This window comes from Arenimonas sp. (assembly GCF_022842045.1).
In the GTDB taxonomy this organism is placed as follows: Bacteria; Pseudomonadota; Gammaproteobacteria; order Xanthomonadales; family Xanthomonadaceae; genus Arenimonas.
On the sequence record NZ_JALHQI010000041.1, the window covers coordinates 1 to 26,352 of the forward strand.

The following is a 26,352-nucleotide window of genomic DNA, read 5'->3' on the forward strand; positions in this document are numbered from 1 at the left end:
CAGGCCGCCCAGGCCCAGGCCGCCGACCTGCGCGGCCGGCTGTCGGCGCTGGAAGCCGAGCACCGGCAGCTGGGTGAGTTGCGCGCGGCCGGCGACGCCCGCGCGGCCGCGCTGGAGGCCCGCTTGCAGGAGCAGCAGCAGGCGGCCGAACAGCGCTACCGGGACCTCGAGAGTTCGCGCGAACGCCTCAAGGCCGAGTTCCAGGCCCTGGCCGCCGAGATCCTCGAGGACAAGTCCAGGCGCTTCGGCGAGGCCAACGTGCAGCAGTTGGGCCAGCTGCTCAATCCGCTGCGCGAGCAGATCGACGGCTTCCGCAAGGTCGTCACCGATTCCTACGAGAAAGAGAACAACTCGCGTGTTGCGCTGCAGACGCGCCTGGACGACCTGGTGCGCCTGAACCAGACGCTGGGCCAGGAGGCCCAGAGCCTCAGCCGCGCGCTCAGCGGCGACAACCGCAGCCAGGGCTACTGGGGCGAGCTCAAGCTCGAGCGCCTGCTGGAAACCGCCGGGCTGGAGAAGGGCCGCGACTACCTCACCCAGGAAAGCTTCAAGGACGGCGACGGCGACCGCTACCGTCCCGACGCGGTGCTGCGCCTGCCCGAGGACAAGAGCATCGTCATCGACGCCAAGATGGTGCTGCTCGACTACCAGCGCGCCTGCGAGGCGGCCGACGAGGCCGAGCGCGAGCAGGCCTTTGCCCGCCACGTGCTGGCACTGCGCAGCCACGTCAAGGAACTGGGCGACAAGGACTACAGCCGGCTGGAGGGCCTGACCAGCCCCGACATGGTGCTGATGTTCGTGCCGGTGGAAGCTGCCTTCCTCGAGGCCCTGCGCCGCGACCCCCAGCTCTATGCCTATGCCTTCGAGCGCAAGATCATCCTGGTCGGTCCCAGCAACCTGCTGGCCTCGCTGCGGCTGGTCGCGCAGATCTGGCGCACCGAGCACCAGAACGCCAACGCCAAGGCCATCTCCAGCCGCGCGGCGGTGCTGTACGACAAGTTCGTGCTGTTCACCGAGGACCTGCTGAAGGTGGGCGAGGCCCTGCGTCGCGCCAGCGACCTGCACGCGTCGGCCGTGTCCAAGCTGTCGCAGCAGCGCGGCAACGTCGTGCGCCAGGCCGAGATGCTGCGCGAGCTGGGCGTGGCGCCGTCCAAGCGGATGCCGGCCGCCTTGCGGGACCTCAGCGACGACGGGGCCGACGACGGGTCGGGCGAAGCCATCGACGGTGACGCCGGCGCGGGCACGGATGCCGCGGCGGGCGAGGGTGCCGACGACCCGGTGGGTTAGCCCTCGGCGGCCCCCCGGGGCGGCCCGCACCTGCGGGCCGGATTAGGTAGACTCCGGGGCTGGTATCGGGGAGGAGCACCACGGATGTTCATTCGTTTCTGCATCATCAGCCTGCTGTGGCTGGCCACCGCGGCCGGGGTCCAGGCCCAGGACGTCGCCGCCGCGCCCGCGGCCGAGCCCACCATCGCCCAGCAGATCGATGCGGCCGTCAGGCCCGTTGCCGACGCGGTGTCCGGCGCGATCTTCTATTCGGTCCGTGTCAGCGGCACTGACGAGGCGCCGGTCATGTTCCCGCTGATCGTCGGGTGGCTGATCCTGGCCGCGCTGATCTTCACGCTCTATTTCCGGTTCATCAACATCCGCGGCTTCAAGCACGGCTTTGACCTGATCCGGGGCAAGTACGACGACGCCAGCTCCGCCGGTGAGGTCAGCCACTTCCGCGCGCTCACCTCGGCCGTGTCCGGCACCGTCGGCCTGGGCAATATCGCCGGCGTCGCCGTCGCGATCACCATCGGTGGCCCCGGTGCGACCTTCTGGATGATCCTCGCGGGCCTGCTGGGCATGTCCTCGAAGTTCGTCGAATGCACCCTGGGCGTGATGTACCGCCTGGAGAAGCCGGACGGCACGATTTCCGGCGGCCCGATGTACTACCTCAGCCGCGGCATCGCCAAGAACTATCCGAAGGCCGCTGGCTTCGGCATGGTGCTGGCCGTGGTGTTCGCGGTCTGCACGATGCTGGGCGCGATCGGCGCCGGCGCGATGTTCCAGGCCAACCAGGCCTTCGCGCAGATGTCCAACGTCGCCGGCAGCCTGATGCCCGCCAACGGCAGCCTCTGGTTCGGCCTGGTCTACGCCATCCTCGGCGGCATCGTGGTCATCGGCGGCATCACCCGCATCGGCAGCGTCACCGCGCGGCTGGTGCCGGGCATGGCGGCGCTGTACCTGGTCGGCGCGCTGTTCGTGATCCTGACCAACCTGCCGCAGGTACCCGGCGCCTTCATGGCCATCATCGACGGCGCCTTCACCGCCGAGGGCGTGGCGGGCGGTGTCGTCGGAGCCCTGATCCAGGGCTTCCGCCGCGCGTCCTTCTCGAACGAGGCCGGCCTGGGTTCAGCGGCGATCGCGCACTCGGCGGTCAAGACCAAGGAGCCGCTGAGCGAGGGCTTCGTCGCGCTCTGGGAACCGTTCATTGACACGGTCGTGATCTGCACCATGACCGCGCTGGTCATCATCATCACCAACCAGCATGTCGTCGGCGGCGCCGACGGCGTGCAGCTGACGTCCAATGCGTTCGCGACCGTCTCGCCCTGGTTCCCGTACGCGCTGGCCTTCGTGGTGCTGCTGTTCGCGTTCTCGACCACGATCACCTGGGCCTACTACGGTGCCAAGGCCTGCAGCTTCCTGTTCAAGGAATCCAAGGTCGCGCTGTACGGCTTCAAGTTCTTCTACCTGGCCATGGCGGTCGTCGGCTGCACCATGCCGCTGGCCAGCATCGTCGACATCGCGGACGGCCTGCTCTTCATCATGGCCATCCCGAACCTGATCGGTGTCTACCTGCTCATGCCGGTGGTCAAGCGCGAGCTCACCAGCTACCTGGCCCGCATCCAGTCCGGCGAGATCGCCCGCACCGACGGGGCTGCCGCGCGGTAAGCCGCGCGCCAGGCAACACCCCGGAAACGGCGCGGACACCCTCCGCGCCGTTTCGTTCTGCAGCAGGGCCGCCAGGCCCGAAGCGCTCGCCGCAACCCAAGTCCCGCCCATGACCCACGAACTGCCGCTGCCCCCGCCCGCGCTTTCCCTGGGTGAACAGCTCCAGGCCATCATCGACCAGTTGCCGGACGAAGGCGTCAGCCTGGGCAGCCTGGTGGAAGTGATAGGCGACGAGGGCCTGCTGCTGTTGACGGCGCTGATGGTGCTGGTCTTCCTGGTGCCCGTATCGATCCCCGGGGTCAGCACCGTGTTTGGCGCGGCGATCGTGATGGTGGGCATCAGCCGTCTGACCGGACGTCCTTTTTGGCTTCCTCGCCGGCTGCGCGAACGGGTGTTGCCAGGCGCGCGCGTACGAAACGCGCTGGCGGCTGGCCTGCAATGGGTGCAACGGTTCGAACGGATCAGCCGTCCGCACCGGCTGCGCCGGCTGGCCGAGCAGCGTGCCTGGCTTATCACCGGCAACCTGGCCTACATCACCGCGGCGCTGCTGCTCATGGCGCCGCTCAGCTTCCTGCCCTTCAGCAACACCCTGCCTGCGATCGCGCTGCTGCTGTATGCCATCGGCTTCATCCAGCGCGATGGCGGCGCAGTGCTCGCCGGGCACGCGGCCCAGTTGGCGTCGCTGGTCTATTTCGGTGCTGTGCTCGCTGGCGGCGGCGCGGCCCTGCGTGCCCTTTGGGGCTGACCAGGGGCTCGCCGGCTGCGGTGCTCAGGCCTTGCGGTAGTTGTCCTGGACGGGATATCGCCGCGCATAGGCGATGAAGGCCAGCGCTGCGGCCGCGGCGAAACCGGCGAAGAAGAACATCAGGAAGGCGTTCTCGCTCCAGCCCTGGCCGTTGATCCAGGAGATCACGCCCGGATGGCGCACCGTCGCGTTGGTCAGCAGCACCCACAAGCCGCCAAACGTGCTGGTGAGATACCAGAACGCCATGATCACGCCCTTCATTGCATGCGGGGCCTGGCTGTACGCGAACTCCAGCGCCGTGGCCGACACCAGCACCTCGCCGAAGGTCAGCAGCAGGTAGGGCCAGGTCTGCCAGCCAATCGACAGGCTTGCGCCGGTATCGAGCTGCAGCTGGATCACGCCGGCAAGGACCCAGGCCACCGCCGAAAAGGCGATGCCCCAGCCCATGCGGCGCAGCGGCGTCGGGTTGAAGCCGAGTCGGCGCAGGGCGGGGTAGAGCACGAGGTTGTTGAACGGGATCAGCATCATCACGAACAGCGGGTTCAAGGCCTGCATCTGCGAGGGCGAGGCGAACCAGCCGCGCAGGAAGGCGGCGATGCCGTCGGGCAGGGACGCGAAGGTCGGCATCACCATCTCGCCGCCCTGCAGCACCCAGGTCGAGGCCTTCTGGTCGAACAGGGACCAGAACGGCGTGACCAGCGCGAACACGACCAGGATACGCAGCACCGCCCTTACGCCTTCGATCGCGGCCTCGGGGTGGCTGTCCCGGGCCCGGTCCAACTGCAGCGACGCGCCCCAGCCGACGCCGCCAATCAGCGTTCCCAAGGCCAGGCAGGCCGTGATCACGAAGCCCCAGCCGGCGGGCCAGATCGGCGCACCCGTTGCCCACAGCGCCAACATCAAGCCGGCCACGGTGATCGCCGCGCCGGCGATCAGGCTGCCCACGCCGGGCGCGCCGTGCGTCAGCGCGGTCTTGACCACGCTCAGGAAGGAATCCGGATGGGGACCCGAGGGCGGGACATTGACGTACTGCTTTCGGCCCAGCCAGAAGATCAGCGTGGCGATGAACATCAGCAGGCCCGGTATGCCGAAGGCCCAGGCCGCTCCCCAGTTGCGCAAGACCAGCGGCATCAGCAGCGAGGCGAAGAAGGAGCCGAAGTTGATGATCCAGTAGAACGCATCGAACACGACGCGGGCGCGGCTCTTGTTGGTCTGGTCGAACTGGTCCCCGACGAATGACACCACCAGGGGCTTGATGCCTCCGGAGCCAAGCGCGATCAGGAAAAGGCCGGTGAAGAAGCCGGATCGGCTGTCCTCGAACATCGCCAGGCAGGCGTGTCCCGCGCAGTAGACCAGGGAGAACCAGAGGACCGTGTTGTACTTGCCGAAGAAGCGGTCCGACAGCCAGCCGCCGAGCAGCGGGAAGAAGTAAACGCCGATCACGAAGGTATGGAAGATGTCCTTGGCGTAACCCTGCCTGTCCAGGATCGGCAGCGCCGCCAGCAGCACGCTGGCCGCCAGGAACTCGACCAGGATGTTGCGCATGCCGTAGAAGCTGAAGCGCTCGCAGGCCTCGTTGCCAATGATGTAGCGGATCTGGCCGGGCAGGGGCGCAGGTGCATCTGCACCCACCGCGCCAGGGGCCACGCTGGGGGAGGTCATCGGGAGGTCCTTGGGGCGGTCGTCGCGGGTGGTGGAGACGGCCGTTGCGCGAATCCCGCGCAGCGGCCAGGGTTGGTCAGCCGAGGATCTTGGCGGCAAGCACGATCAGCACCAGCACTGGGGCGATGATGCAGATCAGGAAGCGCCAGGCCCGGTAGCCGCCGTCGGTGAGGTGCGAGAGCTCGCGGCGGGTGATGTCGCGGCTGAGCACGTAGCCCGCGAACAGCGCGATCAGCAGGCCGCCGACCGGCAGCATGATGTCGGAGGCGACGAACTCGATCGCGCCCTGCAGGTCGCGGCCGAACACCCGCACGCTCTGCCAGACGTTGAAGCCCAGCGCCGTCACCAGGCCGATGCCCCAGATCACCAGCGCCGCGATCAGCGCGGACGACTTGCGCGAAACATTGCCCTTCTCGACCAGGAAGGCCGTGGGCGGCTCGAGCAGCGAGATCGACGAGGTCCAGGCGGCCACGAACAGCAGGCCGAAGAACGCGATCGCATACGGGATGCCGAAGGCCATGTCGTTGAAGGCCAGCGGCAGCGAGGTGAAGATCAGGCCCGCGCCACCACCGGCCGGGTCGAGGCCGAAGGCGAACAGCACCGGGAAGATCGCCAGGCCGGCGAGGAGGGCGATGGTGGTGTCCACGCCCGCGACGGTGACTGCCACCCGCGGGATGGAGATGTCCTTGGGCAGGTAGGCACCGTAGGTCATGATGCCGCACATGCCCAGGCTCAGCGAGAAGAAGGCCTGGCCCAGCGCGGCGAGCAGGGTGTCGCCGGTGACTTCGCTGAAGTCGGGCTTGAACAGGAACTCGAAGGCCTGGCCGATCTTGCCGGTGCTGATGCCGTAGGCCAGCAGGACCAGCAGGATCAGCAGGAGCAGCGGCATTAGGAACTTCACCGCGCGCTCGAGGCCCTTCTCGACGCCCATCGCCACCACGCCCACGGTGACCAGCATGAACATGCTGTGCCAGAAGATCAGGGTGCTGGGGCTGGCGAGCAGGGCGGTGAAGGTGGCGCCCGGGTCGGTGATCGGCGCACCGCCGAACAGCTGCGCGATGTACAGCCAGGTGTAGTGCAGGGTCCAGCCGCCCACCACGCTGTAGAAGCTGAGGATGGCGACCGCGGCGAGCATGCCGATCCAGCCGATCACGGTCCAGGCGCCGCTGTGGCCGCCTTCGCGGGTCAGCTTGCGCAGCGTGTTCACCGGGCTCATGCGGCCCTGCCGGCCCATCAGGATCTCGGCGGCCATGATCGGCAGGCCCACCAGCAGGATGCAGCCCAGGTAGATCAATACGAAGGCGCCGCCACCGTTGTCGGAGGCCAGGTAGGGGAAGCGCCAGATGTTGCCCAGGCCCACCGCCGAACCGCTGGCGGCGAGGATGAAGGCGAGGCGCGAGGACCACATGCCGTGGATCGAGTGGTTGTCCATGCTGGCTTCCGGTATTGGGTCGGGTCAGGCGCCGCGGCGCAGGTAGCTGTGGCGGTAGCCGTAGCCGAAGTAGATGGTGAAGCCGATCAGCGTCCACGCGCCCAGCAGCGCCCAGTTGTACCAGCCCATGAAGAACACCAAGGCCAGGCAGGACAGGGCGCCCAGGATGCAGATGACCGGCGCGAACGGCACCCGGAATGCACGCGGCAGGTCAGGCCGCGTCTTGCGCAGCACCAGCACGCCGATGCACACGGTGGCGAAGGCCAGCAGGGTGCCCATCGACACCAGGTCGCCGAGCACGCCCAGCGGGAAGAACGCCGCCAGCGCCGCCGCGACCAGGGCGACGACGACCGTCGCCTTGTGCGGGGTGCCGAACTTCGGGTGGGCGGCGCCGAAGAACTTCGGCAACAGGCCGTCGCGGGACATGGCGAAGAAGATGCGCGGCTGGCCCATCAGCATCACCAGGATCACCGAGCTCAGGCCGGCGACGGCGCCGATCTCGACGGCGAGCTTGAGCCAGGCCAGGTCGGCATAGGGCTCGAGGGCGGTGGCGACCGGCTTGGCGGTGCCGAGCTCGGTGTAGGGCACCATGCCGGTGAGCACGGCGGCGACGATGATGTAGAGCAGGGTGCAGACCACCAGCGAGCCCAGGATGCCGATCGGCATGTCGCGCTGCGGGTTCTTGGCCTCCTGCGCCGCGGTCGAGACCGCGTCGAAGCCGATGTAGGCGAAGAAGACGATGGAGGCCCCGCGCAGCACGCCCTCCCAGCCGAAGCGGTCGCCGCCCTCGTTCTCGGGGATGAAGGGCACCCAGTTCTCCGGGTTCACGTACTGCGAGCCGAAGCCGATCAGGGCCAGGATCACCGTGACCTTGACCGCGACGATGATGGCGTTGGCGAAGGCCGACTGGCGCATGCCGACGTAGCACAGCACGCCCACCGCGCCGACGATCAGCACCGCCGGCAGGTTGAACAGCGAACCTGTCATCAGCACCTCGCCGTTGGTGTAGGTGAAGGGGGCGGAGGCCAGCCAGGCGGGGAACTTCCATTCCGAACCGGACATCGCCGCCAGGTTCTCCATCAGGCTGATGGTGTAGGCGGACCAGCCCACGGCCACCGCGGAGGCCGCGAACAGGTATTCCAGCACCAGGCTCCAGCCGACGAACCAGGCGATGGCTTCGCCAAGCGTGGCGTAGGTGTAGCTGTAGGCGCTGCCCGAGACCGGGATCATCGCCGCGAACTCGGCGTAGCACAGGCCGGCGAAGGCGCAGGCCAGGCCCGCCAGCACGAAGCTGAGCATGATCGCCGGGCCGGCGTGGTTGGCCGCGGCCTGGCCGGTCATCACGAAGATGCCGGCGCCGATGATTGCGCCCACGCCCAGCAGCAGCAGTTGCCGCGCGCCCAGCACGCGCTTGAGGTTGGCTTCGCCCTTGAGGCTGCCCTCCACGGGTTCACCCGCGTCGACATGGGGCATCGGGGCGACGGGTTTGACGATCAGCAGGTTCTTGAACATGGGCGGGACGTCTCGGTGGGTACCGGCGGAAGGGCTCAGTCGACGCGGCGGGACGCGATCGCGCCGCCAACTTCGAGCTTGAGGATCTTGAAGCCCGTATAGGCCAGGATGCCGGCCAGCACGGGATTAACCAGGTTGAACAGGGCGTAGGGCAGGTAGTCGAGCGTGGCCACGCCGAGCGTGGCGGCCATGTAGGCGCCGCAGGTGTTCCAGGGCACCAGCGGCGAGGTGATGGTGCCGGCGTCTTCCAGCGCGCGCGAGAGGTTCACCGCGGCCAGGCCGCGCTTCTCGTACTCGGAGCGGTAGATGCGGCCCGGCAGCACGATGGCCAGGTACTGGTCGGCGGCCAGCACGTTGGTGCCGAAGCTGGTGACCAGGGTGGCGACGATCAGCGAGCCGGTGCTGCGCGCCATCTTCAGCACGCTGCGGATCAGGCGCTCGAGCAGGCCGGCCTTCTCCATGATGGCGCCGAAGGACATGGCGCAGATCACCAGCCACACGGTGTTGAGCATCGAAGACATGCCGCCGCGGTTGAGCAGCGAATCGATCGCCTCGTTGCCCGACTCGCCCTTGTAGCCGTCGATCAACGAGGCCCACGCGCCCTTGAGCAGCGCCATCGGGCGCGACAGCGCCTCGTCGCCGGCCAGCGCCACCACGAGCTCGGGCTGGAATATGACTGCGAAGATCGCGCCGAGCAGGGCACCAATCAGGATGGTCGGGTAGGCGGGAAAGCGCTTGATCGCCAGCCCGAACACCACCACCAGCGGGATCAGCAGGTGCGGACCGATCGCGAAGAGGCGCGAGAGCTCGGCCGAGAGGTCGTCGAAGCCGACGCTGGCGGTGCCGGCGACCGCGCCGAAGCTGAGCCAGGCAAAGCCGGCCAGCGCGATCAGGATGCTGGGCCCGGTAGTCCAGGCCATGTGCCGCACATGCGCGAACAGCTCGCTGCCGGCCGCGGCCGGGGCCAGGTTGGTGGTGTCCGACAGCGGCGACATCTTGTCGCCGAAGTAGGCGCCGGAGATGACCGCGCCCGCGGTGATGGCCGGATCCAGGCCCAGGCCCGCAGCGACCCCCATCAGCGCGACGCCCAGGGTGCCGGCGACGGTCCAGGAGCTGCCGATGGTGACGGCGACGATGGCGCAGACCAGGCAGGCGGCCGGGTAGAAATACGACGGGTCGAGCAGCATCAGCCCGTAGTGGATCAGCGTGGGCACCGCGCCCGACAGGATCCAGGAGCCGATCAGCGAGCCGACCGCGAGCAGGATGAGGATGGCGTTGGTGGAAATCGAGATGCCGTGGACGATGGCGTCCTGCACGTCGTCCCAGCGCATGCCGTTGCGGATGCCGATGATGGCGGCGACGCCGCCGGCCAGCAGCAGCGAAATCTGGCTGCCGCCATACGCGGAGTTGTCCGCGAACAGGTAGACCGAGGTCCCGAGCAGGGCGAAGAGGAGGACCAGGGGCAGGAAGGCCTGCAGCAGGGTCGGTTCGCGGGCCTTCGCGGCCTGGGACGGTTCGGTCATCGGGCTCTCTCCCCAGAGTAATCGCCCGAGTTTACCCGAGCCGGCCCGGCCCGTGCGGGTATGCTGGCGCCCTTCGCCACCGTCCGGAAACCCCATGCAAGACCGCCTGCCCCTGGCCCGCCTGTTCGACGATTACCTGGCGCGTTACCCGGCCGAAGGCGAGGTCGTGGGGCTGTTCCGTGCCCTGCTGGCGGAGGAGGGGCCGGTGTTCGAGCGGGCGCGGCTGGCCGGGCATTTCACCGGCTCGGCCTGGGTGGTCAGCGGGGACGGCGAGCGGGTGCTGCTGATGCACCACCGCAAGCTCGGGCGCTGGCTGCAGCTGGGCGGCCATGCCGACGGGGACGCGCACCTGCCGCGGGTGGCGCTGCGCGAGGCGGAGGAGGAATCGGGGCTGGTGGACCTGGTGGTGGACCCCGCGATCCTGGACCTGGACCGCCACGCCATCCCGGCCCGCGGCAGCGAGCCGGAGCACTGGCACTACGACGTGCGCTTCGTGGTGCGTGCGACCGGCAGCGAAGCGTTCGTGCTCAACGAGGAGTCGCTGGCGCTGGCGTGGAAGCCGGTGGCGGAAATCGCCGAGGACCCCTCGGCCGACGAATCCCTGCGCCGCATGGCCCGCAAGTGGCTGGCCCGCTGAAACGGTAGGAGGGACTTCAGTCCCGAAGCTTTCCGCCAAAGAGCTTCGGGACTGAAGTCCCTCCTGCAGGAGGTGTCAGACGCGGCCGTTGAATTCGCCGGTGGCGGTGCTGACCCAGATCTTCTCGCCGTTGGTGATGTACTCCGGCACCATGATCTCGATGCCGGTGTTCAGGCGCGCCGGCTTCGGGCGCTTGGTGGCGGTGCCGCCCTTGAGTTCCGGCGGGGTCTCGACCACTTCCAGCTGCACGCTGGGCGGCAGCTGCACGGCCACCGGGGCGTCCTCGATCAGCTGGATGTAGCAGCCCTCCAGGCCCTCGGTGATGTAGCCGGCGCTGTCGCCGACCACGTCGGCATCGAGCTGGTAGGGCGTGTAGTCCTCGGCGTCGAGGAACACGAAGGCCTCGCCGTCCTTGTACGAGAAGGTGCACTCGCGGCGGCTGAGCTCGACTTCGCGCAGCTCGTCGTCGGCGCCCGCGCTGAGGTCGTACTTCACGCCGCCCGGCACGCTGTACAGGGTGAAGCGGAACTTGACGTTGCCGCCGCGGCCCTGCGGCGAGCTGCGCTCGATGTCGCGCACCTGGTACACGGTGCCGTTGTGCTCGATGACGTTGCCTTTCTTGATCTCGCCAGCTTTCATCTTCGTTCTCTGTCTAATGATTTTCTCCCTCCCCCACGCAATGGGGGAGGGCCGGGGAGGGGGAGCTCAGGATTACTTGGGAGCCAACCTGACCGCGCCATCCAATCGGATGGTCTCGCCGTTGAGGTAGCGGCTGCCCAGGATGTAGGCCACCAGGGCCGCGAACTCGGCCGGCTGGCCCAGGCGCGACGGGAAGGGGATCGAGGCCGACAGCGACTGCTGCACGGCTTCCGGCATGCCGTCCACCATCGGGGTCCAGAAGATGCCCGGGGCGATGGTGTTGACGCGGATGCCGAAGCGGGCCAGTTCGCGCGCCATCGGCAGGGTCATCGCCACCACGCCGCCCTTGGACGCCGAGTACGCGGCCTGGCCGATCTGGCCCTCGTAGGCGGCGACGCTGGCGGTGTTGACGATCACGCCGCGCTCGCCGTCTTCGCCGGCGGAGTTGTGCTGCATCAGGTTGGCGGCGGCCTTGGCCACGTTGAAGCTCCCGACCAGGTTCACCATCACCGTGCCGGCGAAGTTCTTGAGCGGCATCGGCGCGTCCTTGCCCAGCACGCGGCCGGCGCCGAGGATGCCGGCGCAGTTCACCGCGGCGTTCAGCCCGCCCATGAAGTCGCGGGCGGCGGCGAGGTTGGCCTCGACGTTGGCCTCGTCGGTGACGTCGGTGCGGAAATAGCGCGCCTTGTCGGCGCCCAGCGCGGCCACGGCGGCGGCGCCCTTGTCGTCGTTGATGTCGAGCAGCGCGACCTTGGCGCCCCCGGCGACCAGGTACTCGGCCACGGCCAGGCCCAGGCCGGAAACGCCGCCGGTGATGACGGCGCGGGTGTCTTGGATCTGCATGGGAAACCCCCTCGGAAACAGCCCGCGAGTTTACCAGTCAGAGGTCGAGGAGGTAGAAGCGGTTGCAGCCGAAGTGGCCGGTGGCGCCCATCGGGCCGTCGAGGCGCCGAAAGCCGGTGCGCTCGTAGAGTTTCTGGGCCGCGTCCATGCCGCGCAGGGTCTCGAGGTAGCACTGGCGGTGGCCCAGGCGCCGGGCGGTGTCCAGGCAGCGGGCCATCAGCGCGCTGCCGGCCCCGAGGCCACGCAGTGCCGGCAGGAAATACATCTTGCGCAGCTCGCAGACGCCGTCCGGCCCGCCGTCCAGGGGCGCGACGCCGCCGCCGCCCAGCACCTGCCCGTCGACCGCGACCACGAAATAGGCGGCCCCGGGGCGGTCGTAGGCGGCGCACATGCCGGCCACCTCGGGGTCGTGGATGGCGAAGCCCGGTCCGCTGGCGCCGAACTCGGGCATCACCGCGCGGATGATGCCGGCCACGGCCGCGTCGTCGGCGGGCGTGATCGGCCGGATCGCGAAGCGCTCAGTCATGGGCCGCCACGGGCACCTTCAATCCGGCCTGGCGCAGGTAGGCCGCGAAACTTTCGGGTTCCAGGCCCGGGCTGAACAGGAAGCCCTGGCCGGTGCCGATGCCCAGCTCCAGCAGGAAATCGCGCTGCGCCGGACTCTCCACGCCCTCGGCCACCACATCCAGGCCCAGGCCGCGGGCGATGCCGGCCACGGCCTGGCAGATCGCCACGTCGGACGGGTTCGCGGGCACGCCTTGCAGGAAGCTGTGCGCCAGCTTCAGGCCGTGGATCGGCAGGCGGCGCAGGTAGTTCAGCGCGCTGTAGCCCTCGCCGAAATCGTCGATGGTCAGCACCACGCCCAGCGCCCGCAGCGCCTCGAAGGTGTTGAGGGTGTCGGGCGCGTCCTCGATCAGCACGCGCTCGGTGAACTCCAGCTCCAGCGCCGAGCCCGGCAGGCCGTGGTCGCGAAGCGCGTGGGTAATGGTCTGCACCAGGTCCTCGGTGAGGAACTGGCGGTAGGACACGTTCACCGCCACGCGCTCGAGCGTCAGGCCCGCGTCGCGCCAGGCCGCCATCTGCCGGCAGGCGGCCTCGATCACCCAAGCGCCGATGCGGACGATGTCGCCGGTGGTCTCGGCGTGGCTGATGAAGTGATCCGGCGCGATCTCGCCCAGGGTCGGGCTGTGCCAGCGGATCAGCGCCTCGGCGGTGCGCACCCGGCCGTCGGCCAGCGACACCAGCGGCTGGAACACCAGGCGGAATTCGCCATTGTCCAATGCGCGCCGCAGCTGCGCCTCGATCTGCACGCGGTCGTGCTGCTGCTGCGCCAGCTCGGGGTTGAACACCTGCCAGGTGTTGCGGCCCTTGTGCTTGGCGGCGTACATCGCCGCGTCGGCGTTGTTGACCAGCTGCTGCACGGTGCGGCCGTGCTCGGGGTGGCGCGCCAGGCCCACGCTGGTGGTGATGGTGAATTCCTCGCCGGCGTAGCGGAAGCTGTCGCCGAAAGCGCGGGTGATGCGTTCAGCCAGCAGCTCGGCCATGCCGGCGCCGGCGCGCTGGTCGGTGACGACCAGGAACTCGTCGCCGCCGAAGCGCGCCAGCAGCCCGGTGTCGCCGACGCAGCGCTCGAGCCGCCGCGCGGCGTTCACCAGCAGGTGGTCGCCGGCGGCGTGGCCCAGCAGGTCGTTCACCAGCTTGAAGCGGTCGAGGTCGACGTAGATCACGGTGGTGCCCACAGCGTTGTCGCCAAGCCGGCGCTCGAGTTCGCCCAGGATGCCGTCGCGGTTGAACAGCCCGGTGAGCGGGTCGGTGCGCGCCTGGCTGCGCAGCGCCTCTTCGATCTGCCGGCGCTGGGTGATGTCCTGCAGCGTGCCTGTGAGGCGGGTGGACATCGGCGCGCGGCCTTCGGACTGGCCGATCAGGCGGGCCCAGTGGCGCTCGCCGTCGGGCCGCACCACCTGTACCTCCAGGTCGAAGCCGCCGCCGTCGCGGACCACGCTCTCGATCGCGTCCTCGACCGGCTTGCGGTGCGGCTCGGCGATCTGATCCATCACGTCGTCGAGGTTCATCGGCGGGTCGTCGCGGCGGCCGATGATGCGCAGGGCTTCGTCGGTGAGGTAGAGCCGGCGGCGACCACCGTCCCACTCCCAGCCGCCGATGCGGGCCAGCGCCTGGGCGCGCAGGAACAGCGAGCTGTCGCGCTTGAGTTCGGTCACGTCCGAGAACAGCGAGATCACCTGGTGCGGCTTGTCGGCACCCGGGTGGAACTGCGGCACCGAGGTGGCCGAGATCCAGGTGAGCTGCTTGCGCTTGTGGTGGTAGAGGCCGAGCAGGGTGCTCTCGATGATCTGCCCGGTGGCCAGCGAGCGCAGCGGCGGCAGGTCGCGGAAGCTGATCGGGTAACCACGGTGGTCGATCACCAGCCAGTCGTCGAAGCGCAGGCTGGCGGCGATGTCCAGGCTGTCGTCGATGCCGAGGATGCGGTAAGCGGCCGGATTGGCCGACAGCGGCCGGCCGTCGAAGCCCTGGAACAGCACGCCCTTGTCGATCGCCGAGAGCAGCGCATGGTAGTTGAGCTCGGCCTCCTGGCGCAGGCTCAGGTCGCGGGCGACGGCGATGATGTGGTGGTGCGGGCCGTCGTGGAAGCTGGCCGAGTGCACTTCGACCGGGAAGCGGGTTCCGTCCGCGCGCCTGTTGCTGACCTCGACCACGTAGGTCTCGTCGCGCGCCAGCGCCTCCAGCACCGGGCCCATGTGGTGGGGCGACAGGTCGGGATTGATCACGTGGACCAGCTTGCCGACGATTTCCTCGCGCGGCAGCCGGTAAGCCTTCATGCCGGCGCGATTGAGCGCAAGGATGCGGCCCTCGGAATCCAGGATGCTGACCGGGTCGGGCACGGCATTGAAGAGGGATTCGTAGCGCAGCCGGAGGCTGTCGGCCTCGCGCTGCAGGCCATGCAGTTCCGCGAGCAGGGCCGAGAGCAGCTGGGCGTCGGCGGGCGATCCCGTGGTCAGGCAGCGCTCGAGCCGCGACACCAGCGCCGCAATGCGCGACGCGCCCGCGTCCTGCGTCGGGGTGGCGTCGGCGTCGCGGGGCGGGCTGTCGGGCTGCATTCCGTCGTGGGTCGGCGGTGGCGGGGCTGGCCCGAGCATACACCGGCGGCCCGCCGCCGCCGCGTCAGCCCGCGGCCAGCGTGACCTTGCTTCCGGAGCTGCGGCCGAGCAGGGCGGCCAGCCAGCGGCCGGTGTCGACCAGGCGGGGCAGGTCGACGCCGGTGGCGATGCCCATGCCCTCGAGCATGTAGACCACGTCCTCGGTGGCGACGTTGCCGCTGGCGCCGGGGGCGTAGGGGCAGCCGCCGGTGCCGGAGACCGCCGCGTCGACCACGGCCACGCCTTCCCCGAGGCAGGCGAGGATGTTGGCCAGGGCCTGGCCGCGGGTGTCGTGGAAGTGGATGGCCAGCGCCGCCATCGGCACCTCGGCCGCGACGGCGCGCAGCATGGCCCGGGCGGCGCCCGGGGTGCCGATGCCGATGGTGTCGCCGAGCGAGACCTCGTAGCAGCCCAGCGCGTGCATGCGGCTCGCCACGCGCACGACGTCGGCCACCGGCACCTCGCCCTGGTAGGGGCAGCCGAGCACGGTGCTGACATAGCCGCGCACCTTCACGCCATCGGCGCGGGCGCGCTCGAGCACCGGCATGAAGCGCTCGATGCTCTCGTCGATGCCGGCGTTGATGTTCTTGCGATTGAAGGCCTCGGAGGCAGCGGTGAACACCGCGACTTCCTCCGCGCCGACCGCGCGGGCGCGCTCGTAGCCCTGCAGGTTCGGCACCAGCACCGGATAGGCGACGCCAGGCGCGCGGTGGATGCCGGCGAAGACCTCGGCGGCATCGGCCAGCTGCGGCACCCACTTGGGGCTGACGAAGCTGGTGGCCTCGATGCTGCGCAGGCCGGTGGCGGTGAGGCGGTCGATCAGCTCGATCTTGGCGGCCGCCGGGATGATGGCCTTCTCGTTCTGCAGGCCGTCGCGGGGGCCGACCTCGACGATGCGGACGCGGGCGGGCAGGCTCACAGTGCCTCCAGCCGGACCAGCACGACCTCGGATTCGACGAAATCGCCGGCGGTGGCCTGTACCGCCGCCACCGTGCCGGCGCGCGGGGCCTTCAGGCTCAGCTCCATCTTCATGGCCTCCATCACCAGCAGCTCCTCGCCCTCGGCGACGACCTGGCCAGGCTGGGCCTTCACCAGCACGATGCGGCCGGGCATCGGTGCGACCAGGCGGTCGCCGACACCGGCGGCGGCATTGCCGTCGAAGCGGTAGGCCGGCACGCGCTCGAGCCGCACGCGGTGTTCGCCGTCATGGACGCTGGCCGAGCCGGCGTCGGCGTGCACGCGCATGCGCCACTGCCGGCCGTCGACCTCGGCGCCCAGGCGCCCGTCGGCGAAGCGGGCGCCGCGCACGGTGAGCTCGCGCTCGCCGATGCGCAGGCGGTAGTCGCCGGCGCTGCCGCGGGCGTGTACCTCGATGCGTTCGCCGCGGTGCAGGAAGCACAGCAGGCGCTCGCCGGCGTGGCCCAGGCGCCAGCCGTCGGCGATCGCCCACGGGGTGTGCGGATCAGGGCCGGAGCCGGCGGCGGCGCGGGTGCTGGCTTCGTCGTGCAGCGCGGAGGCAGCGGCGGCCAGCGCCAGGTGGGCGTCGGGCAGGGCCGCGTCGCGCGGCAGCACTTCCTCGAGGTGGCGGTCGAGGTAGGCGGTGTGGATGGTGCCCTCGACCACGCGCGGGTGGCGCACCAGTTTTTCGAGGAAGTCGATGTTCGACTTCGGGCCGGCGATCTCGCAGTCGGCCAGCGCCTCGCGCAGGCGGGCCAGGGCGCGCGGGCGGTCGAGGTCCCAGACGATCAGCTTGGCGATCATCGGGTCGTAGAAGATGGTGACGGTGTCGCCCTCGACCACGCCGGCATCGAGCCGCACGTGCGCCGACGGGGCCGGCAGGCGCAGCCGCTCGAGCTTGCCCGAGCCGGGCAGGAAGCCCTGGGACGGGTCCTCGGCGTACAGCCTCACTTCGATGGCGTGGCCGCGGTGGCTGATGTCCTGCTGGTGCAGCGGCAGGTGCTCGCCGGCCGCGACGCGCAGCTGCCATTCGACCAGGTCCAGGCCGGTGACGAGCTCGGTGACCGGGTGCTCGACCTGCAGGCGGGTGTTGATTTCCATGAAGTAGAAATCGCCCTGCGGGCCGACGATGAACTCGACCGTGCCGGCGTTGACGTAGTCGATGGCGCGGGCGGCTTCGACCGCGGCCTCGCCCATCTTCAGGCGAAGCTCGGGCGTCAGGAACGGCGAGGGCGATTCCTCGACCACCTTCTGGTAGCGGCGCTGGGCCGAGCACTCGCGCTCGCCGAGGTGGATGGTCTGCCCGTGGCGGTCGGCGAAGACCTGGATCTCGATGTGGCGCGGCTCGCCGATGTAGCGCTCGAGCAGCACGCGGTCGCGGCCGAAGGCGCTGGCGGCCTCGCGCTGGCAGCTCTCGAGCGCGGCGGTGAACTCGCCGGCGGCGCGCACGATGCGCATGCCCTTGCCGCCGCCGCCGTGCGCGGCCTTGATCATCAGCGGGTAGCCGATGCGGTCGGCCTCGGCCTGAAGGTGCGCGGGGTCCTGGTTCTCGCCGGTGTAGCCCGGCACCACCGGCACGCCCTGTGCGTGCATCAGCTGCTTGGCGCCGGCCTTGCTGCCCATCTTGCGCATGGACGCCGCGCCGGGCCCGATGAAGGTGATGCCCGCCGCCTCGACCGCGTCGGCGAAGTCGGCGTTCTCGCTGAGGAAGCCGTAGCCCGGATGGATGGCCTGCGCACCGGCGCGCCTGGCCACCTCGATGATGGCGTCGCCGCGCAGGTAGCTGTCCTGCGGCCGTGGCCCGCCGATCGGCCAGGCCTCGTCCGCGAGCCGGGCATGCTGGGCGTGCGCGTCGGCCTCCGAGTAAACCGCGACCGTGCGGATGCCGAGCCGGCGGCAGGTGCGGATGATCCGGCAGGCAATCTCGCCGCGGTTCGCAATCAGGATTTTGTTGAACATTCTCGTTTTGAACGCGGATAAGAGCGGATGGGCGCGGATAAGAGCGGATTTTTGGAGTGTACCCGGCGTTTGACCTGGGGGCGCGGGCCGAAATTAAGCAGCAGGCCGATGGGTACCCCTGTTGCCTTGAGGTAATTGACCAGCTGGGCTTCGTGGGCGGGGGATATCGTGGAGGCGACCTTCACTTCGATCAGTAGCTCGTCCGGAATGATCAGATCGGCTCGGTAGTCCCCGACCTTGTGGCCCTTGAAGTAAACGTCGATACGCTGCTGTTGCAGGACCGGCAGTCCCGCATCCAGCAGACAAACCATCAAGGCGTTCTCGTACACCTGCTCAAGGAATCCGACACCCAACTCGTTGTACACCGAGTAGAACGCGCCAATGACGGTTTCCGTCACCGCTTCCCTAATCAATCCGCTCTGATCCGCGCCCATCCGCTTTTATCCGCGTTCAACTCGTGACCCAACCCGGAGCCCGTTTGTCTAGGAAGGCGGTGAGGCCTTCCTGCCCTTCGGGGGAAACGCGCAGGCGGGCGATGAGGGCGGCGTTCTCGGTGTCGATGCGTTCGGCCGTTTCGCGCGTGAAGCCGGCCGTGCGCAGTGCCAGCTGCTTCGCCTCTTGCTGGGCCACCGGGCCGCCCTTGGCCCAGAAGTGCAAGGCGCGGTCGACCACGGCGTCGAGCTCGGCAGCCGGCGCGAGCGTGTGCAGCAGGCCAATGGCCCGCGCCTCCTGCGCCTCGATCACTTCGGCGCCGGTGAACAGTCGGCGCGCGTGGCGCGGACCGATGGCGGCGGTCACGTAGGGCGAGATCACCGCCGGCACCAGGCCCAGCTTCACTTCCGACAGCGAGAACTTCGCGCTCTCCACGCCGATCGCGTAGTCGCAACAGGCGACCAGTCCGACGCCGCCACCGTAGGCGGAGCCGTTGACGCGGGCGAGGGTGGGCTTGGACAGGAAATTGAGCGTGCGCATCAGCTTCGCCAGCTTCAGCGAATCCTCGCGGTTCTCGTCCTCGCTGGCCTGGGCCATGCGCCGCATCCAGCCGAGGTCGGCGCCGGCGGAGAAGGTGCTGCCTTCCCCGGTCAGCACGACCGCGCGTACCGTGGGGTCGGCCTCGACCTGCTCAAGCGTGGCGGTCAGCTCGGCGATCAGGACGTCGTCGAAGGCGTTGTGCACGCTGGCTCGCGCCAGGGAGATCCGGGCGGTGCCGGCCGTTTGGTCGAGGCGGATCGTCTGCATCGCCATCACATCCGGAAGACGCCGAAGCGATCTTTTTCAATCGGGGCATTGAGGCTGGCCGACAGCGCCAGGCCGAGCACGCGGCGGGTATCGGCCGGGTCGATGATGCCGTCGTCCCACAGCCGCGCGGTGGCGTAGTAGGGGTGGCCCTGGCGCTCGTACTGGTCGCGGATCGGGGCCTTGAAGGCTTCCTCCTCGTCGGCGCTCCAGGTCTTGCCGGCGCTTTCGAGGCCATCGCGCTTCACCGTGGCCAGCACGCTGGCCGCCTGCTCGCCACCCATCACGCTGATGCGCGCGTTCGGCCAGGTCCACAGGAAACGGGCGCCGTAGGCGCGGCCGCACATGGCGTAGTTGCCGGCACCGAAGCTGCCGCCGATGACGACGGTAAACTTCGGCACGTGCGAGCAAGCCACGGCGGTCACCATCTTGGCGCCGTCCTTGGCGATGCCGGCGTTCTCGTACTTCTTGCCGACCATGAAGCCGGTGATGTTCTGCAGGAACACCAGCGGGATGTCGCGCTGGTTGCACAGTTCAATGAAGTGCGCGCCCTTGAGCGCGCTTTCGGCGAACAGGATGCCGTTGTTGGCGACGATGCCCACCGGGTAGCCGTGGATGTGCGCGAAGCCGCAGACGAGCGTCTTGCCGTAGCGCGCCTTGAACTCCTGGAACTCGCTGCCGTCCACCACGCGGGCGATAACCTCGCGGATGTCGAAGGGGCGGCGGGTGTCCTTCGGGATCACGCCGTAAAGCTCTTCGGCCGGGAACAGGGGCTCGCTGGGCGGCTGCACCGCGACCGGCAGCTGTTTCTTGCGGTTGAGGTGCCTGACGATGTCCCGCGCGATCTCCAGCGCGTGGCGATCGTTCTCGGCGAAATGATCGGCCACGCCGCTCACGGACGTATGCACGTCGGCCCCGCCCAGCGACTCGGCGTCCACCACCTCGCCGGTGGCCGCCTTCACCAGCGGCGGGCCGCCGAGGAAGATCGTGCCCTGCTCGCGCACGATGATCGATTCGTCGCACATCGCCGGCACGTAGGCGCCGCCGGCGGTGCAGCTGCCCATCACCACGGCGATCTGCGGGATGTTCATCGCGCTGAGCCGGGCCTGGTTGTAGAAGATGCGGCCGAAGTGCTCCTTGTCCGGGAACACCTCGTCCTGCAGCGGCAGGAAGGCGCCGCCGGAATCGACCAGGTAGAGGCAGGGCAGGTGGTTTTCCATCGCCACTTCCTGCGCCCGCAGGTGCTTCTTCACCGTCATCGGGAAGTAGGTGCCGCCTTTCACCGTGGCGTCGTTGGCCACCACCACGACCTCCTGGCCGTGCACGCGGCCAATGCCGGTGATCACGCCCGCGGCGGGCGCCACGTCGTCGTACATGCCGCCGGCGGCCAGTGCCGAGAGTTCAAGGAAGGGCGAGCCCGGGTCGAGCAGGGCGGTGATGCGCTCGCGCGGCAGCAGCTTGCCGCGTTCGGTGTGCTTGCTGCGGGCCTTGTCGCCGCCGCCGAGCGCGACGCGCGCCAGCTGGGCCTCGAAGTCCGCGACCGCGGCGCGCAGGGCGGCGGCGTTGTCCTGGAACTCGGGCGAACGGGGATCGACGTGGCTGGAAAGGGTGGGCATGCGCGCGGGCTCGGCGGGGAACCCCGGGAGTTTACGGGCCGCGCGCGGGGGCGGCCAGCTTCCGGGCGCGCAAAAGAAAACGGGCGCGACTTGCGTCGCGCCCGTTTCCCTTGGAACTCGCGGAAGGCTTAGTTGCCTTCGGCGGCGTCAGCAGCTTCTTCGGCGGCGTCGGCGGCGTCATCGGCCATCTCGGCAGCGTCATCGGCCATTTCGGCGGCAGCGTCGGCGGCTTCTTCGGCACCGGCCTCGACCGCACCAGCGGCGTCGGCAGCGGCGTCGGCGGCCACGTCGGCGGCGTCCGAAGCAACGTCGGCAGCGGCGTCGGCAGCGTCGGCAGCGACTTCGGTCGCGGCGTCGGAAGCAGCAGCAGCAGCGTCGGCGGCGTCGGTGGCGGCAGCGTCGGCAGCAGCAGCGGCGTCGTTCGCCGCGTCAGCCGCCTGCTCAGCCTGGTTCGAGCAGGCCGCCAGGGCCAGGCCCAGGGCCATGGCGAGCAGGGTCTTGTTCAGGGACATGGGTTTGTTTCCTCGTCTAGACGAATTTGGAGTAACAAGACGTGTGCCAGTTGGCACACGTGCACACAATCTTGACAAGACTTTGGCGGGAGTCAAGCGGAACCAAGCGTTAACCGAAAATATATTTTCCTGCCTGCCGCCGGGTGAACCGTACGGTCAGGCCAGTTCGACCGCCACCGCGGTGGCCTCGCCGCCGCCGATGCACAGGGCGGCGACGCCCCGCTTGCCGCCCCGGCGCTTGAGCGCGTTGACCAGGGTGACCACCAGGCGGGCACCCGAGGCGCCGATCGGATGGCCCAGGGCGCAGGCGCCGCCGTGCACGTTCAGCTTCTCGTGCGGGATGCCCAGCTCCTTCATGGGGGCCATGGCGACCACGGCAAAGGCCTCGTTGACCTCGAACAGGTCGACGTCGGCCACCGACCAGCCGGCCTTGGCCAGCACGTTCCGGATGGCCGCCACCGGGGCGGTGGTGAACCACTCGGGCTCCTGGGCATGGCCGGCCTGGGCCACCAGGGTGGCGATCGGGGCCAGTCCGTGGGCCTTGGCGGCCTCCTCGGAGGCCAGCACGACCGCGGCGGCGCCGTCGTTGATGGACGAGGAGGCGGCGGCGGTGATGGTGCCGTCCTTCTTGAAGGCCGGGCGCAGGGTCGGGATCTTGGCGATGTCGCACCGGCCCGGCTGCTCGTCGGTGTCCACGAGCACGTCGCCCTTGCGGCCGGCCACGGTGACCGGGGCGATCTCGTCCTTGAAGGCGCCCTCGGCCTGGGCGGCCAGGGCGCGACGCACGGATTCGGCGGCGTAGGCATCCTGCTCGGCGCGGCTGAAGGCGTACTTGTCGGCGCACAGCTCGCCGAACACGCCCATGGCCTGCTTGTCGTAGGGGTTGGTGAGGCCGTCCCAGGCCATGTGGTCGAGCATCTCGGTGCTGCCGTACTTGGTGCCGGTGCGCGAGCCCATCAGCAGGTGCGGGGCGTTCGTCATCGACTCCATGCCACCGGCGACGACCACGCTGGCCGAGCCGGCGCGGATCAGGTCGGCGCCCATCATGATCGCCTTCATGCCCGAGCCGCAGACCTTGTTGATGGTGGTGCAGCCGGTGGCCTTGGACAGGCCGGCGCCCAGGGCCGCCTGGCGGGCCGGGGCCTGGCCGAGGCCGGCGGGCAGCACGCAGCCCATGATCACTTCATCGACGGCGTCGGCCTGGACGCCGGCCTGCGCGACGGCGGCCTGGATGGCGGTGCTGCCCAGCTGCGTGGCCGGCACGCCGGTGAACTGGCCCAGCAGGGCTCCGAGGGCGGTGCGCTTGGCACCGACGATGACGACCTTGGACATGGTGGCTCCGGGTAAATGCGGGAAAACGCAATTATGCCCGAGGCGGTTGGGGGCTGTGGGGGGTGGAATCGGCCGAGGGGCGGGTGAGGGGGGGGGAGGAGGAAATAGTGAGTAGGAGTTAGGAGATAGTAGGAGCGGGGTTCCGCGAGATTGGCTCTCACTACCTCCTAACTCCTATTCACTATCTCCTGCTCCTGAGCCGCCTTCAGCCGCGGTCCTCGAACAACTCCCGCCCAATCAGCATCCGGCGAATCTCGTTCGTGCCGGCGCCAATGGCGTAAAGCTTGGCGTCGCGCAAAATCCGCCCCGTCGCGTACTCATTGATGTAGCCGTTGCCGCCCAGCGCCTGGATACCCTCCAGCGCCACCTGCACCGCGGCCTCGCTGGCGTGCAGCAGGCAGCTGGCCGAGTCCACGCGGCTGGCGTGCCCGGCGTCGAAGTCGCGGGCCACCTGGTAGGCGAAGGCGCGGCTGGACTGCAGCGCCGTGTACATGTCGGCGATCTTGCCCTGCATCAGGCCGAAGGTCCCGATCGCCTGGTCGAACTGCTTGCGCTCGCGGACGTAGGGCAGGGCGATGTCCAGCGCCGCCTGCATCAGGCCGATCGGGCCGCCGGTGAGCACCAGGCGCTCGGTGTTGAGGCCGCTCATCAGCACCTTGACGCCCTGGTTCACTTCGCCCAGCACGTTTTCTGCCGGGATCTCGCAGTTTTCGAACACCAGCTCGCAGGTGTTGGAGCCGCGCATGCCCAACTTGTCGAGCTTCTGCGCGGTGCTGAAGCCCTTCATGCCCTTCTCGACCAGGAAGGCGGTCATGCAGCGCGAGCCCGCTTCCTTGCCGGCGGTGCGCATGTAGACGATCAGCACGTCGGCCTCGGGGCCGTTGGTGATCCACATCTTGTTGCCGTTGGCGACCCACTTGCCGTCGCGCAGCTCGGCGCGGCAGCTCATCGAGCCCACCACGTCGGAGCCGGCGCCCGGCTCGCTCATCGCCAGCGCGCCCTTGAGCTGGCCGCTGCACAGGCCGGGCAGGTACTTCTTCCGCTGGGCCTCGTTGCCATTGGCGTAGAGGTTGGCGACGCAAAGGTTGCTGTGCGCGCCGTAGCTCAGGCCGACCGAACCGGAGGCGCGGGAAATCTCCTCCATCGCCACCAGGTGAGCGAGGTAGCCCATGTCCGAGCCGCCGTATTCCGAAGGGACGGTGAGCCCGAGCAGGCCCATTTCACCCAGCTTCGGCCACAGGTCGGCCGGGAACAGGTTGTCGTGGTCGATTTGCGCCGCCCGCGGCGCGATCTCGGCATCGGCGAAACGCCGGACGGCGTCGCGCAGGGCATCGAGGTCTTCGCCGAGGGGAAACGTGCGCATGGTGACTCCGTGTCGTGGGAGATAGCCCGAAAGCATGACCGGCCCAACGTCGCGGGCCGGTCAACAACGCGGGGTCAGGTTCGGAACCTGACCCCGATCTTGCTCAGTTGCCGCGGCGGCCCTGGAAGCGCGGCGCCGGGGCGCCGAGGTGCGGCAGGCGCAGCTTGCCGATCGCGCTGATGCGCTCTTCGGCCATGCGGTCGGCGGCCTTGTTGGTCGGGATGCCGTCGCGCTTGGCGATCTCGAAGATGCGGCCCAGGTTGTAGTAAATGGTGCGCATCATGCGCATCGCGCGCTCGCGGTTGTAGCCGTCGATCTCGAGCGAGACGTTCATCAGGCCGCCGGCGTTCACCGCGTAGTCCGGGGCGTACAGGATGCCCTTGTTCTGCAGCTCGACGCCGATCTCGTCGGTGGCCAGCTGGTTGTTGGCGGCGCCGCAGATGACCTTGCACTTGAGGCGGGGCAGGGTGTTGACGTTCACCGTGCCGCCCAGGGCGGTCGGCGAGTACACGTCGGCGTCGACGTCGTAGATGTCGTCCAGGGCCACGGCCTCGCAGCCGAACTCGTCCACGGCGCGCTGCACCGAGTCCTTGTTGATGTCGGTGACGAAGACCTTGGCGCCGCGCTCGCGCAGCAGCTTCACGAACTCCATGCCGACGTGGCCGACGCCCTGCACGGCGTAGGAGTAGTTGCCGACGTCCTCGTTGCCGAACTTGACCTGCAGCGCGGCCATCAGGCCCTGCAGGGTGCCGTAGGCGGTGAACGGCGACGGGTCGCCCGAGCCGCCGTGCACCTGGTGCACGCCGGTGACGAACTCGGTCTCGCGCAGCACGTATTCCATGTCGTTGACGTCGATGCCGACGTCCTCGGCGGTGATGTAGCGGCCGCCGAGCGAGTTGACGAAGCGGCCGAAGGCGCGGAACAGCGCCTCGGACTTGTCCTTGTTCGGGTCGCCCCAGATCACCGCCTTGCCGCCGCCCAGGTTCAGGCCCGACACCGCCGCCTTGTAGGTCATGCCGCGGCTCAGGCGCAGCACGTCGTTGAGCGCCTCGGCCTCGCTGGCATAGGGCCACATGCGGGTGCCGCCGAGCGCGGGGCCCAGCACGGTGTTGTGGATCGCGATGATGGCCTTCAGGCCCGCGTCCTTGTTATGGCAGAACACCACTTCCTCGTGGCCCGAGGTGGAGATGGTTTCGAAGATCATGGAAGGCTCCGGTCCGGCGGATGGCGCGGGCCTGCGCGACTGCAGGCGTGCGAGGTTACTTTAAAAAGTATCCGCAAGTTATTGAATTAACGCGCTTTTGGTTGGGCTGGCGACCGCCACCCCCGCCCGAGGCGCGCCGTAGTGTAAAGCAAACGCTCTAACCGGGCAGGCCGGGCGCCGTGTCCGGTCTTGCCGCAGTGCAGCGTTACTACTGAGGCTTGGCTGCCTTGTCTCTCCCCGGAAGGCGGCTGGCCAGGACCCTCGAGCAGGGTTGTTGGGCGGTCGCCACGCGATCGCCCATTTTTTTGCCTGCGCGCCGGGCGCGGCTTCACATGGCGTAGCCGCCGCCGCACGCCCAATGGCGCCGCCTTCACGCGGATCCGCGCCATCGCCACCCAGCTCGCCAGCCCCGACACCGCCGACGCCACGGCCGACGAAGCCGCCCTGGTAGCCCTGGTCGGCCGCATGCGTTCTGGCGACACGGCGGCGCTGGGACGGCTCTATGACCTGGCGCTGCCGCGGGTCTACGGCCTGGCCATGCGCGTGTTGCGCCAACCGCAGGATGCGGAAGAGGTCGTCAGCGACGTTTTCCTCCAGGCCTGGGAACAGGCGGCGGGCTTCTGCCCGGAGCGTGGCGCCGTGATGGCCTGGCTGTTGACGCTCACCTGGAGCCGCGCGGTCGACAGGCAGCGCCGCGGCCGCCGGCAGCGCCTGGAGCAGCCGCTGCATCCGGACGGCTCGGACGAGTCGTATACGCCAGGTGAAACGAATCCGGCCGATGTCCTCGACCGCCTCGGCAACACCCAGGCCGTGCAGCACGCCTTCCGCGCGCTGAGCCCGGCCCAGCGCACCGTCATCGAACTCACCTACCAGGAGGACCTGTCCCAGCCTGAAATCGCGCAGCGCACCGGCCTGCCCCTGGGCACGGTGAAATCGCACGCCCGCCGCGGCCTGGCCGCGATGCGCGCCGCGCTGATGGCCGACGGTGAATCCGAATGAGTACCCGCCGCCCCGACCCCGCCGACGACCTGCTGCTGGCCGCCCTGGCCGGCCTGACGCCGGCCGTGGCGCCGCCGCCGGCGCGCGCC

22 protein-coding genes are annotated in these 26,352 nt (G+C 69.2%); 5 read left to right on the plus strand and 17 right to left on the minus strand.

Annotated elements, in window-relative coordinates; all coding sequences use genetic code 11:
- The 3 genes from Q0C12_RS09680 to Q0C12_RS09690 form a co-directional block, all read left to right on the plus strand.
- Positions 1-1,287, plus strand: a 1,287-nt coding sequence (locus Q0C12_RS09680; RefSeq protein ID WP_290889564.1) for a DNA recombination protein RmuC, incomplete at its 5' end; no start/stop codon positions are given.
- Between the two features lie 84 nt (positions 1,288-1,371).
- Positions 1,372-2,937: an alanine/glycine:cation symporter family protein gene (locus tag Q0C12_RS09685; RefSeq protein WP_290889566.1), complete on the plus strand. Its 1,566-nt coding sequence runs from the start codon at positions 1,372-1,374 to the stop codon at positions 2,935-2,937.
- A gap of 109 nt (positions 2,938-3,046) precedes the next feature.
- Positions 3,047-3,682: an exopolysaccharide biosynthesis protein gene (locus tag Q0C12_RS09690; RefSeq protein WP_290889569.1), complete on the plus strand. Its 636-nt coding sequence runs from the start codon at positions 3,047-3,049 to the stop codon at positions 3,680-3,682.
- A 24-nt stretch (positions 3,683-3,706) separates the two neighbouring features.
- Here the strand turns inward: Q0C12_RS09690 and Q0C12_RS09695 are convergent, their stop codons facing one another.
- The 4 genes from Q0C12_RS09695 to nhaC all read right to left on the minus strand — a co-directional run bounded on the left by Q0C12_RS09695 (position 3,707) and on the right by nhaC (position 9,811).
- Complete coding sequence (locus Q0C12_RS09695; RefSeq protein ID WP_290889572.1) at positions 3,707-5,344, minus strand: oligopeptide:H+ symporter; 1,638 nt, start codon at positions 5,342-5,344, stop codon at positions 3,707-3,709.
- 76 nt (positions 5,345-5,420) lie between these two features.
- Positions 5,421-6,776 (minus strand): sodium-dependent transporter, encoded by a 1,356-nt coding sequence (locus tag Q0C12_RS09700; protein WP_290889575.1) that lies wholly within the window; start codon positions 6,774-6,776, stop codon positions 5,421-5,423.
- A gap of 24 nt (positions 6,777-6,800) precedes the next feature.
- Positions 6,801-8,288: an amino acid permease gene (locus tag Q0C12_RS09705; protein ID WP_290889578.1), complete on the minus strand. Its 1,488-nt coding sequence runs from the start codon at positions 8,286-8,288 to the stop codon at positions 6,801-6,803.
- A gap of 35 nt (positions 8,289-8,323) precedes the next feature.
- Positions 8,324-9,811, minus strand: a complete 1,488-nt coding sequence (nhaC, locus tag Q0C12_RS09710) for a Na+/H+ antiporter NhaC (RefSeq protein ID WP_290889581.1) — start codon at positions 9,809-9,811, stop codon at positions 8,324-8,326.
- A gap of 94 nt (positions 9,812-9,905) precedes the next feature.
- On the opposite strand from nhaC, the gene Q0C12_RS09715 reads away from it, so the two are divergent.
- Positions 9,906-10,448, plus strand: coding sequence for an NUDIX hydrolase (locus Q0C12_RS09715; protein ID WP_290889583.1), 543 nt, complete (start codon positions 9,906-9,908; stop codon positions 10,446-10,448).
- A gap of 75 nt (positions 10,449-10,523) precedes the next feature.
- Here the strand turns inward: Q0C12_RS09715 and yeiP are convergent, their stop codons facing one another.
- The 13 genes from yeiP to Q0C12_RS09780 form a co-directional block, all read right to left on the minus strand.
- Entirely contained in the window at positions 10,524-11,087 is a 564-nt protein-coding gene (gene yeiP / locus Q0C12_RS09720) for an elongation factor P-like protein YeiP (protein WP_290889588.1), read from the minus strand.
- 72 nt (positions 11,088-11,159) lie between these two features.
- Complete coding sequence (locus Q0C12_RS09725) at positions 11,160-11,930, minus strand: SDR family NAD(P)-dependent oxidoreductase (protein WP_290889591.1); 771 nt, start codon at positions 11,928-11,930, stop codon at positions 11,160-11,162.
- A gap of 37 nt (positions 11,931-11,967) precedes the next feature.
- On the minus strand, positions 11,968-12,456 hold the full coding sequence (locus Q0C12_RS09730; protein WP_290889594.1) for a GNAT family N-acetyltransferase: 489 nt from the start codon (positions 12,454-12,456) through the stop codon (positions 11,968-11,970).
- Positions 12,449-15,046: an EAL domain-containing protein gene (locus Q0C12_RS09735; RefSeq protein WP_290889597.1), complete on the minus strand. Its 2,598-nt coding sequence runs from the start codon at positions 15,044-15,046 to the stop codon at positions 12,449-12,451. The genes Q0C12_RS09730 and Q0C12_RS09735 overlap by 8 nt, the downstream gene beginning before the upstream one ends.
- A gap of 64 nt (positions 15,047-15,110) precedes the next feature.
- Positions 15,111-15,998: a hydroxymethylglutaryl-CoA lyase gene (locus Q0C12_RS09740; RefSeq protein ID WP_290889624.1), complete on the minus strand. Its 888-nt coding sequence runs from the start codon at positions 15,996-15,998 to the stop codon at positions 15,111-15,113.
- Positions 15,999-16,000: 2 nt separating this feature from the next.
- Positions 16,001-18,001, minus strand: coding sequence for an acetyl/propionyl/methylcrotonyl-CoA carboxylase subunit alpha (locus Q0C12_RS09745; protein WP_290889599.1), 2,001 nt, complete (start codon positions 17,999-18,001; stop codon positions 16,001-16,003).
- Positions 17,983-18,435 (minus strand): GxxExxY protein, encoded by a 453-nt coding sequence (locus Q0C12_RS09750; RefSeq protein ID WP_290889602.1) that lies wholly within the window; start codon positions 18,433-18,435, stop codon positions 17,983-17,985. The genes Q0C12_RS09745 and Q0C12_RS09750 overlap by 19 nt, the downstream gene beginning before the upstream one ends.
- Before the next feature lie 16 nt (positions 18,436-18,451).
- On the minus strand, positions 18,452-19,240 hold the full coding sequence (locus Q0C12_RS09755) for an enoyl-CoA hydratase-related protein (RefSeq protein WP_290889605.1): 789 nt from the start codon (positions 19,238-19,240) through the stop codon (positions 18,452-18,454).
- A gap of 5 nt (positions 19,241-19,245) precedes the next feature.
- A complete protein-coding gene (locus tag Q0C12_RS09760; protein ID WP_290889608.1) occupies positions 19,246-20,853 on the minus strand; it encodes a carboxyl transferase domain-containing protein in 1,608 nt (535 codons plus the stop codon).
- 128 nt (positions 20,854-20,981) lie between these two features.
- Positions 20,982-21,365: a hypothetical protein gene (locus Q0C12_RS09765; protein WP_290889611.1), complete on the minus strand. Its 384-nt coding sequence runs from the start codon at positions 21,363-21,365 to the stop codon at positions 20,982-20,984.
- 156 nt (positions 21,366-21,521) lie between these two features.
- Positions 21,522-22,697, minus strand: coding sequence for a thiolase family protein (locus Q0C12_RS09770; protein ID WP_290889614.1), 1,176 nt, complete (start codon positions 22,695-22,697; stop codon positions 21,522-21,524).
- A 205-nt stretch (positions 22,698-22,902) separates the two neighbouring features.
- Entirely contained in the window at positions 22,903-24,060 is a 1,158-nt protein-coding gene (locus tag Q0C12_RS09775; protein WP_290889617.1) for an isovaleryl-CoA dehydrogenase, read from the minus strand.
- 103 nt (positions 24,061-24,163) lie between these two features.
- Positions 24,164-25,264 carry a Glu/Leu/Phe/Val dehydrogenase dimerization domain-containing protein gene (locus tag Q0C12_RS09780; protein ID WP_290889619.1) on the minus strand — a complete coding sequence of 367 codons (1,101 nt, stop codon included), beginning with the start codon at positions 25,262-25,264 and terminating at the stop codon, positions 24,164-24,166.
- 465 nt (positions 25,265-25,729) lie between these two features.
- Here Q0C12_RS09780 and Q0C12_RS09785 point away from each other — a divergent pair, with 465 nt between their 5' ends.
- Positions 25,730-26,263 carry a sigma-70 family RNA polymerase sigma factor gene (locus tag Q0C12_RS09785; protein ID WP_290889622.1) on the plus strand — a complete coding sequence of 178 codons (534 nt, stop codon included), beginning with the start codon at positions 25,730-25,732 and terminating at the stop codon, positions 26,261-26,263.
- Positions 26,264-26,352 lie beyond the last annotated feature (89 nt).

Bases quoted from the DNA above. Each gene is read 5' to 3' on its own strand.
- Q0C12_RS09685 (WP_290889566.1), top strand. From the start codon at position 1,372: ATGTTCATTCGTTTCTGCATCATCAGCCTGCTGTGGCTGGCCACCGCG.
- Q0C12_RS09690 (WP_290889569.1), top strand. From the start codon at position 3,047: ATGACCCACGAACTGCCGCTGCCCCCGCCCGCGCTTTCCCTGGGTGAA.
- Q0C12_RS09695 (WP_290889572.1), bottom strand. From the start codon at position 5,344: ATGACCTCCCCCAGCGTGGCCCCTGGCGCGGTGGGTGCAGATGCACCT.
- Q0C12_RS09700 (WP_290889575.1), bottom strand. From the start codon at position 6,776: ATGGACAACCACTCGATCCACGGCATGTGGTCCTCGCGCCTCGCCTTC.
- Q0C12_RS09705 (WP_290889578.1), bottom strand. From the start codon at position 8,288: ATGTTCAAGAACCTGCTGATCGTCAAACCCGTCGCCCCGATGCCCCAT.
- nhaC (WP_290889581.1), bottom strand. From the start codon at position 9,811: ATGACCGAACCGTCCCAGGCCGCGAAGGCCCGCGAACCGACCCTGCTG.
- Q0C12_RS09715 (WP_290889583.1), top strand. From the start codon at position 9,906: ATGCAAGACCGCCTGCCCCTGGCCCGCCTGTTCGACGATTACCTGGCG.
- yeiP (WP_290889588.1), bottom strand. From the start codon at position 11,087: ATGAAAGCTGGCGAGATCAAGAAAGGCAACGTCATCGAGCACAACGGC.
- Q0C12_RS09725 (WP_290889591.1), bottom strand. From the start codon at position 11,930: ATGCAGATCCAAGACACCCGCGCCGTCATCACCGGCGGCGTTTCCGGC.
- Q0C12_RS09730 (WP_290889594.1), bottom strand. From the start codon at position 12,456: ATGACTGAGCGCTTCGCGATCCGGCCGATCACGCCCGCCGACGACGCG.
- Q0C12_RS09735 (WP_290889597.1), bottom strand. From the start codon at position 15,046: ATGCAGCCCGACAGCCCGCCCCGCGACGCCGACGCCACCCCGACGCAG.
- Q0C12_RS09745 (WP_290889599.1), bottom strand. From the start codon at position 18,001: ATGTTCAACAAAATCCTGATTGCGAACCGCGGCGAGATTGCCTGCCGG.
- Q0C12_RS09750 (WP_290889602.1), bottom strand. From the start codon at position 18,435: ATGGGCGCGGATCAGAGCGGATTGATTAGGGAAGCGGTGACGGAAACC.
- Q0C12_RS09755 (WP_290889605.1), bottom strand. From the start codon at position 19,240: ATGCAGACGATCCGCCTCGACCAAACGGCCGGCACCGCCCGGATCTCC.
- Q0C12_RS09760 (WP_290889608.1), bottom strand. From the start codon at position 20,853: ATGCCCACCCTTTCCAGCCACGTCGATCCCCGTTCGCCCGAGTTCCAG.
- Q0C12_RS09765 (WP_290889611.1), bottom strand. From the start codon at position 21,365: ATGTCCCTGAACAAGACCCTGCTCGCCATGGCCCTGGGCCTGGCCCTG.
- Q0C12_RS09770 (WP_290889614.1), bottom strand. From the start codon at position 22,697: ATGTCCAAGGTCGTCATCGTCGGTGCCAAGCGCACCGCCCTCGGAGCC.
- Q0C12_RS09775 (WP_290889617.1), bottom strand. From the start codon at position 24,060: ATGCGCACGTTTCCCCTCGGCGAAGACCTCGATGCCCTGCGCGACGCC.
- Q0C12_RS09780 (WP_290889619.1), bottom strand. From the start codon at position 25,264: ATGATCTTCGAAACCATCTCCACCTCGGGCCACGAGGAAGTGGTGTTC.
- Q0C12_RS09785 (WP_290889622.1), top strand. From the start codon at position 25,730: ATGCGTTCTGGCGACACGGCGGCGCTGGGACGGCTCTATGACCTGGCG.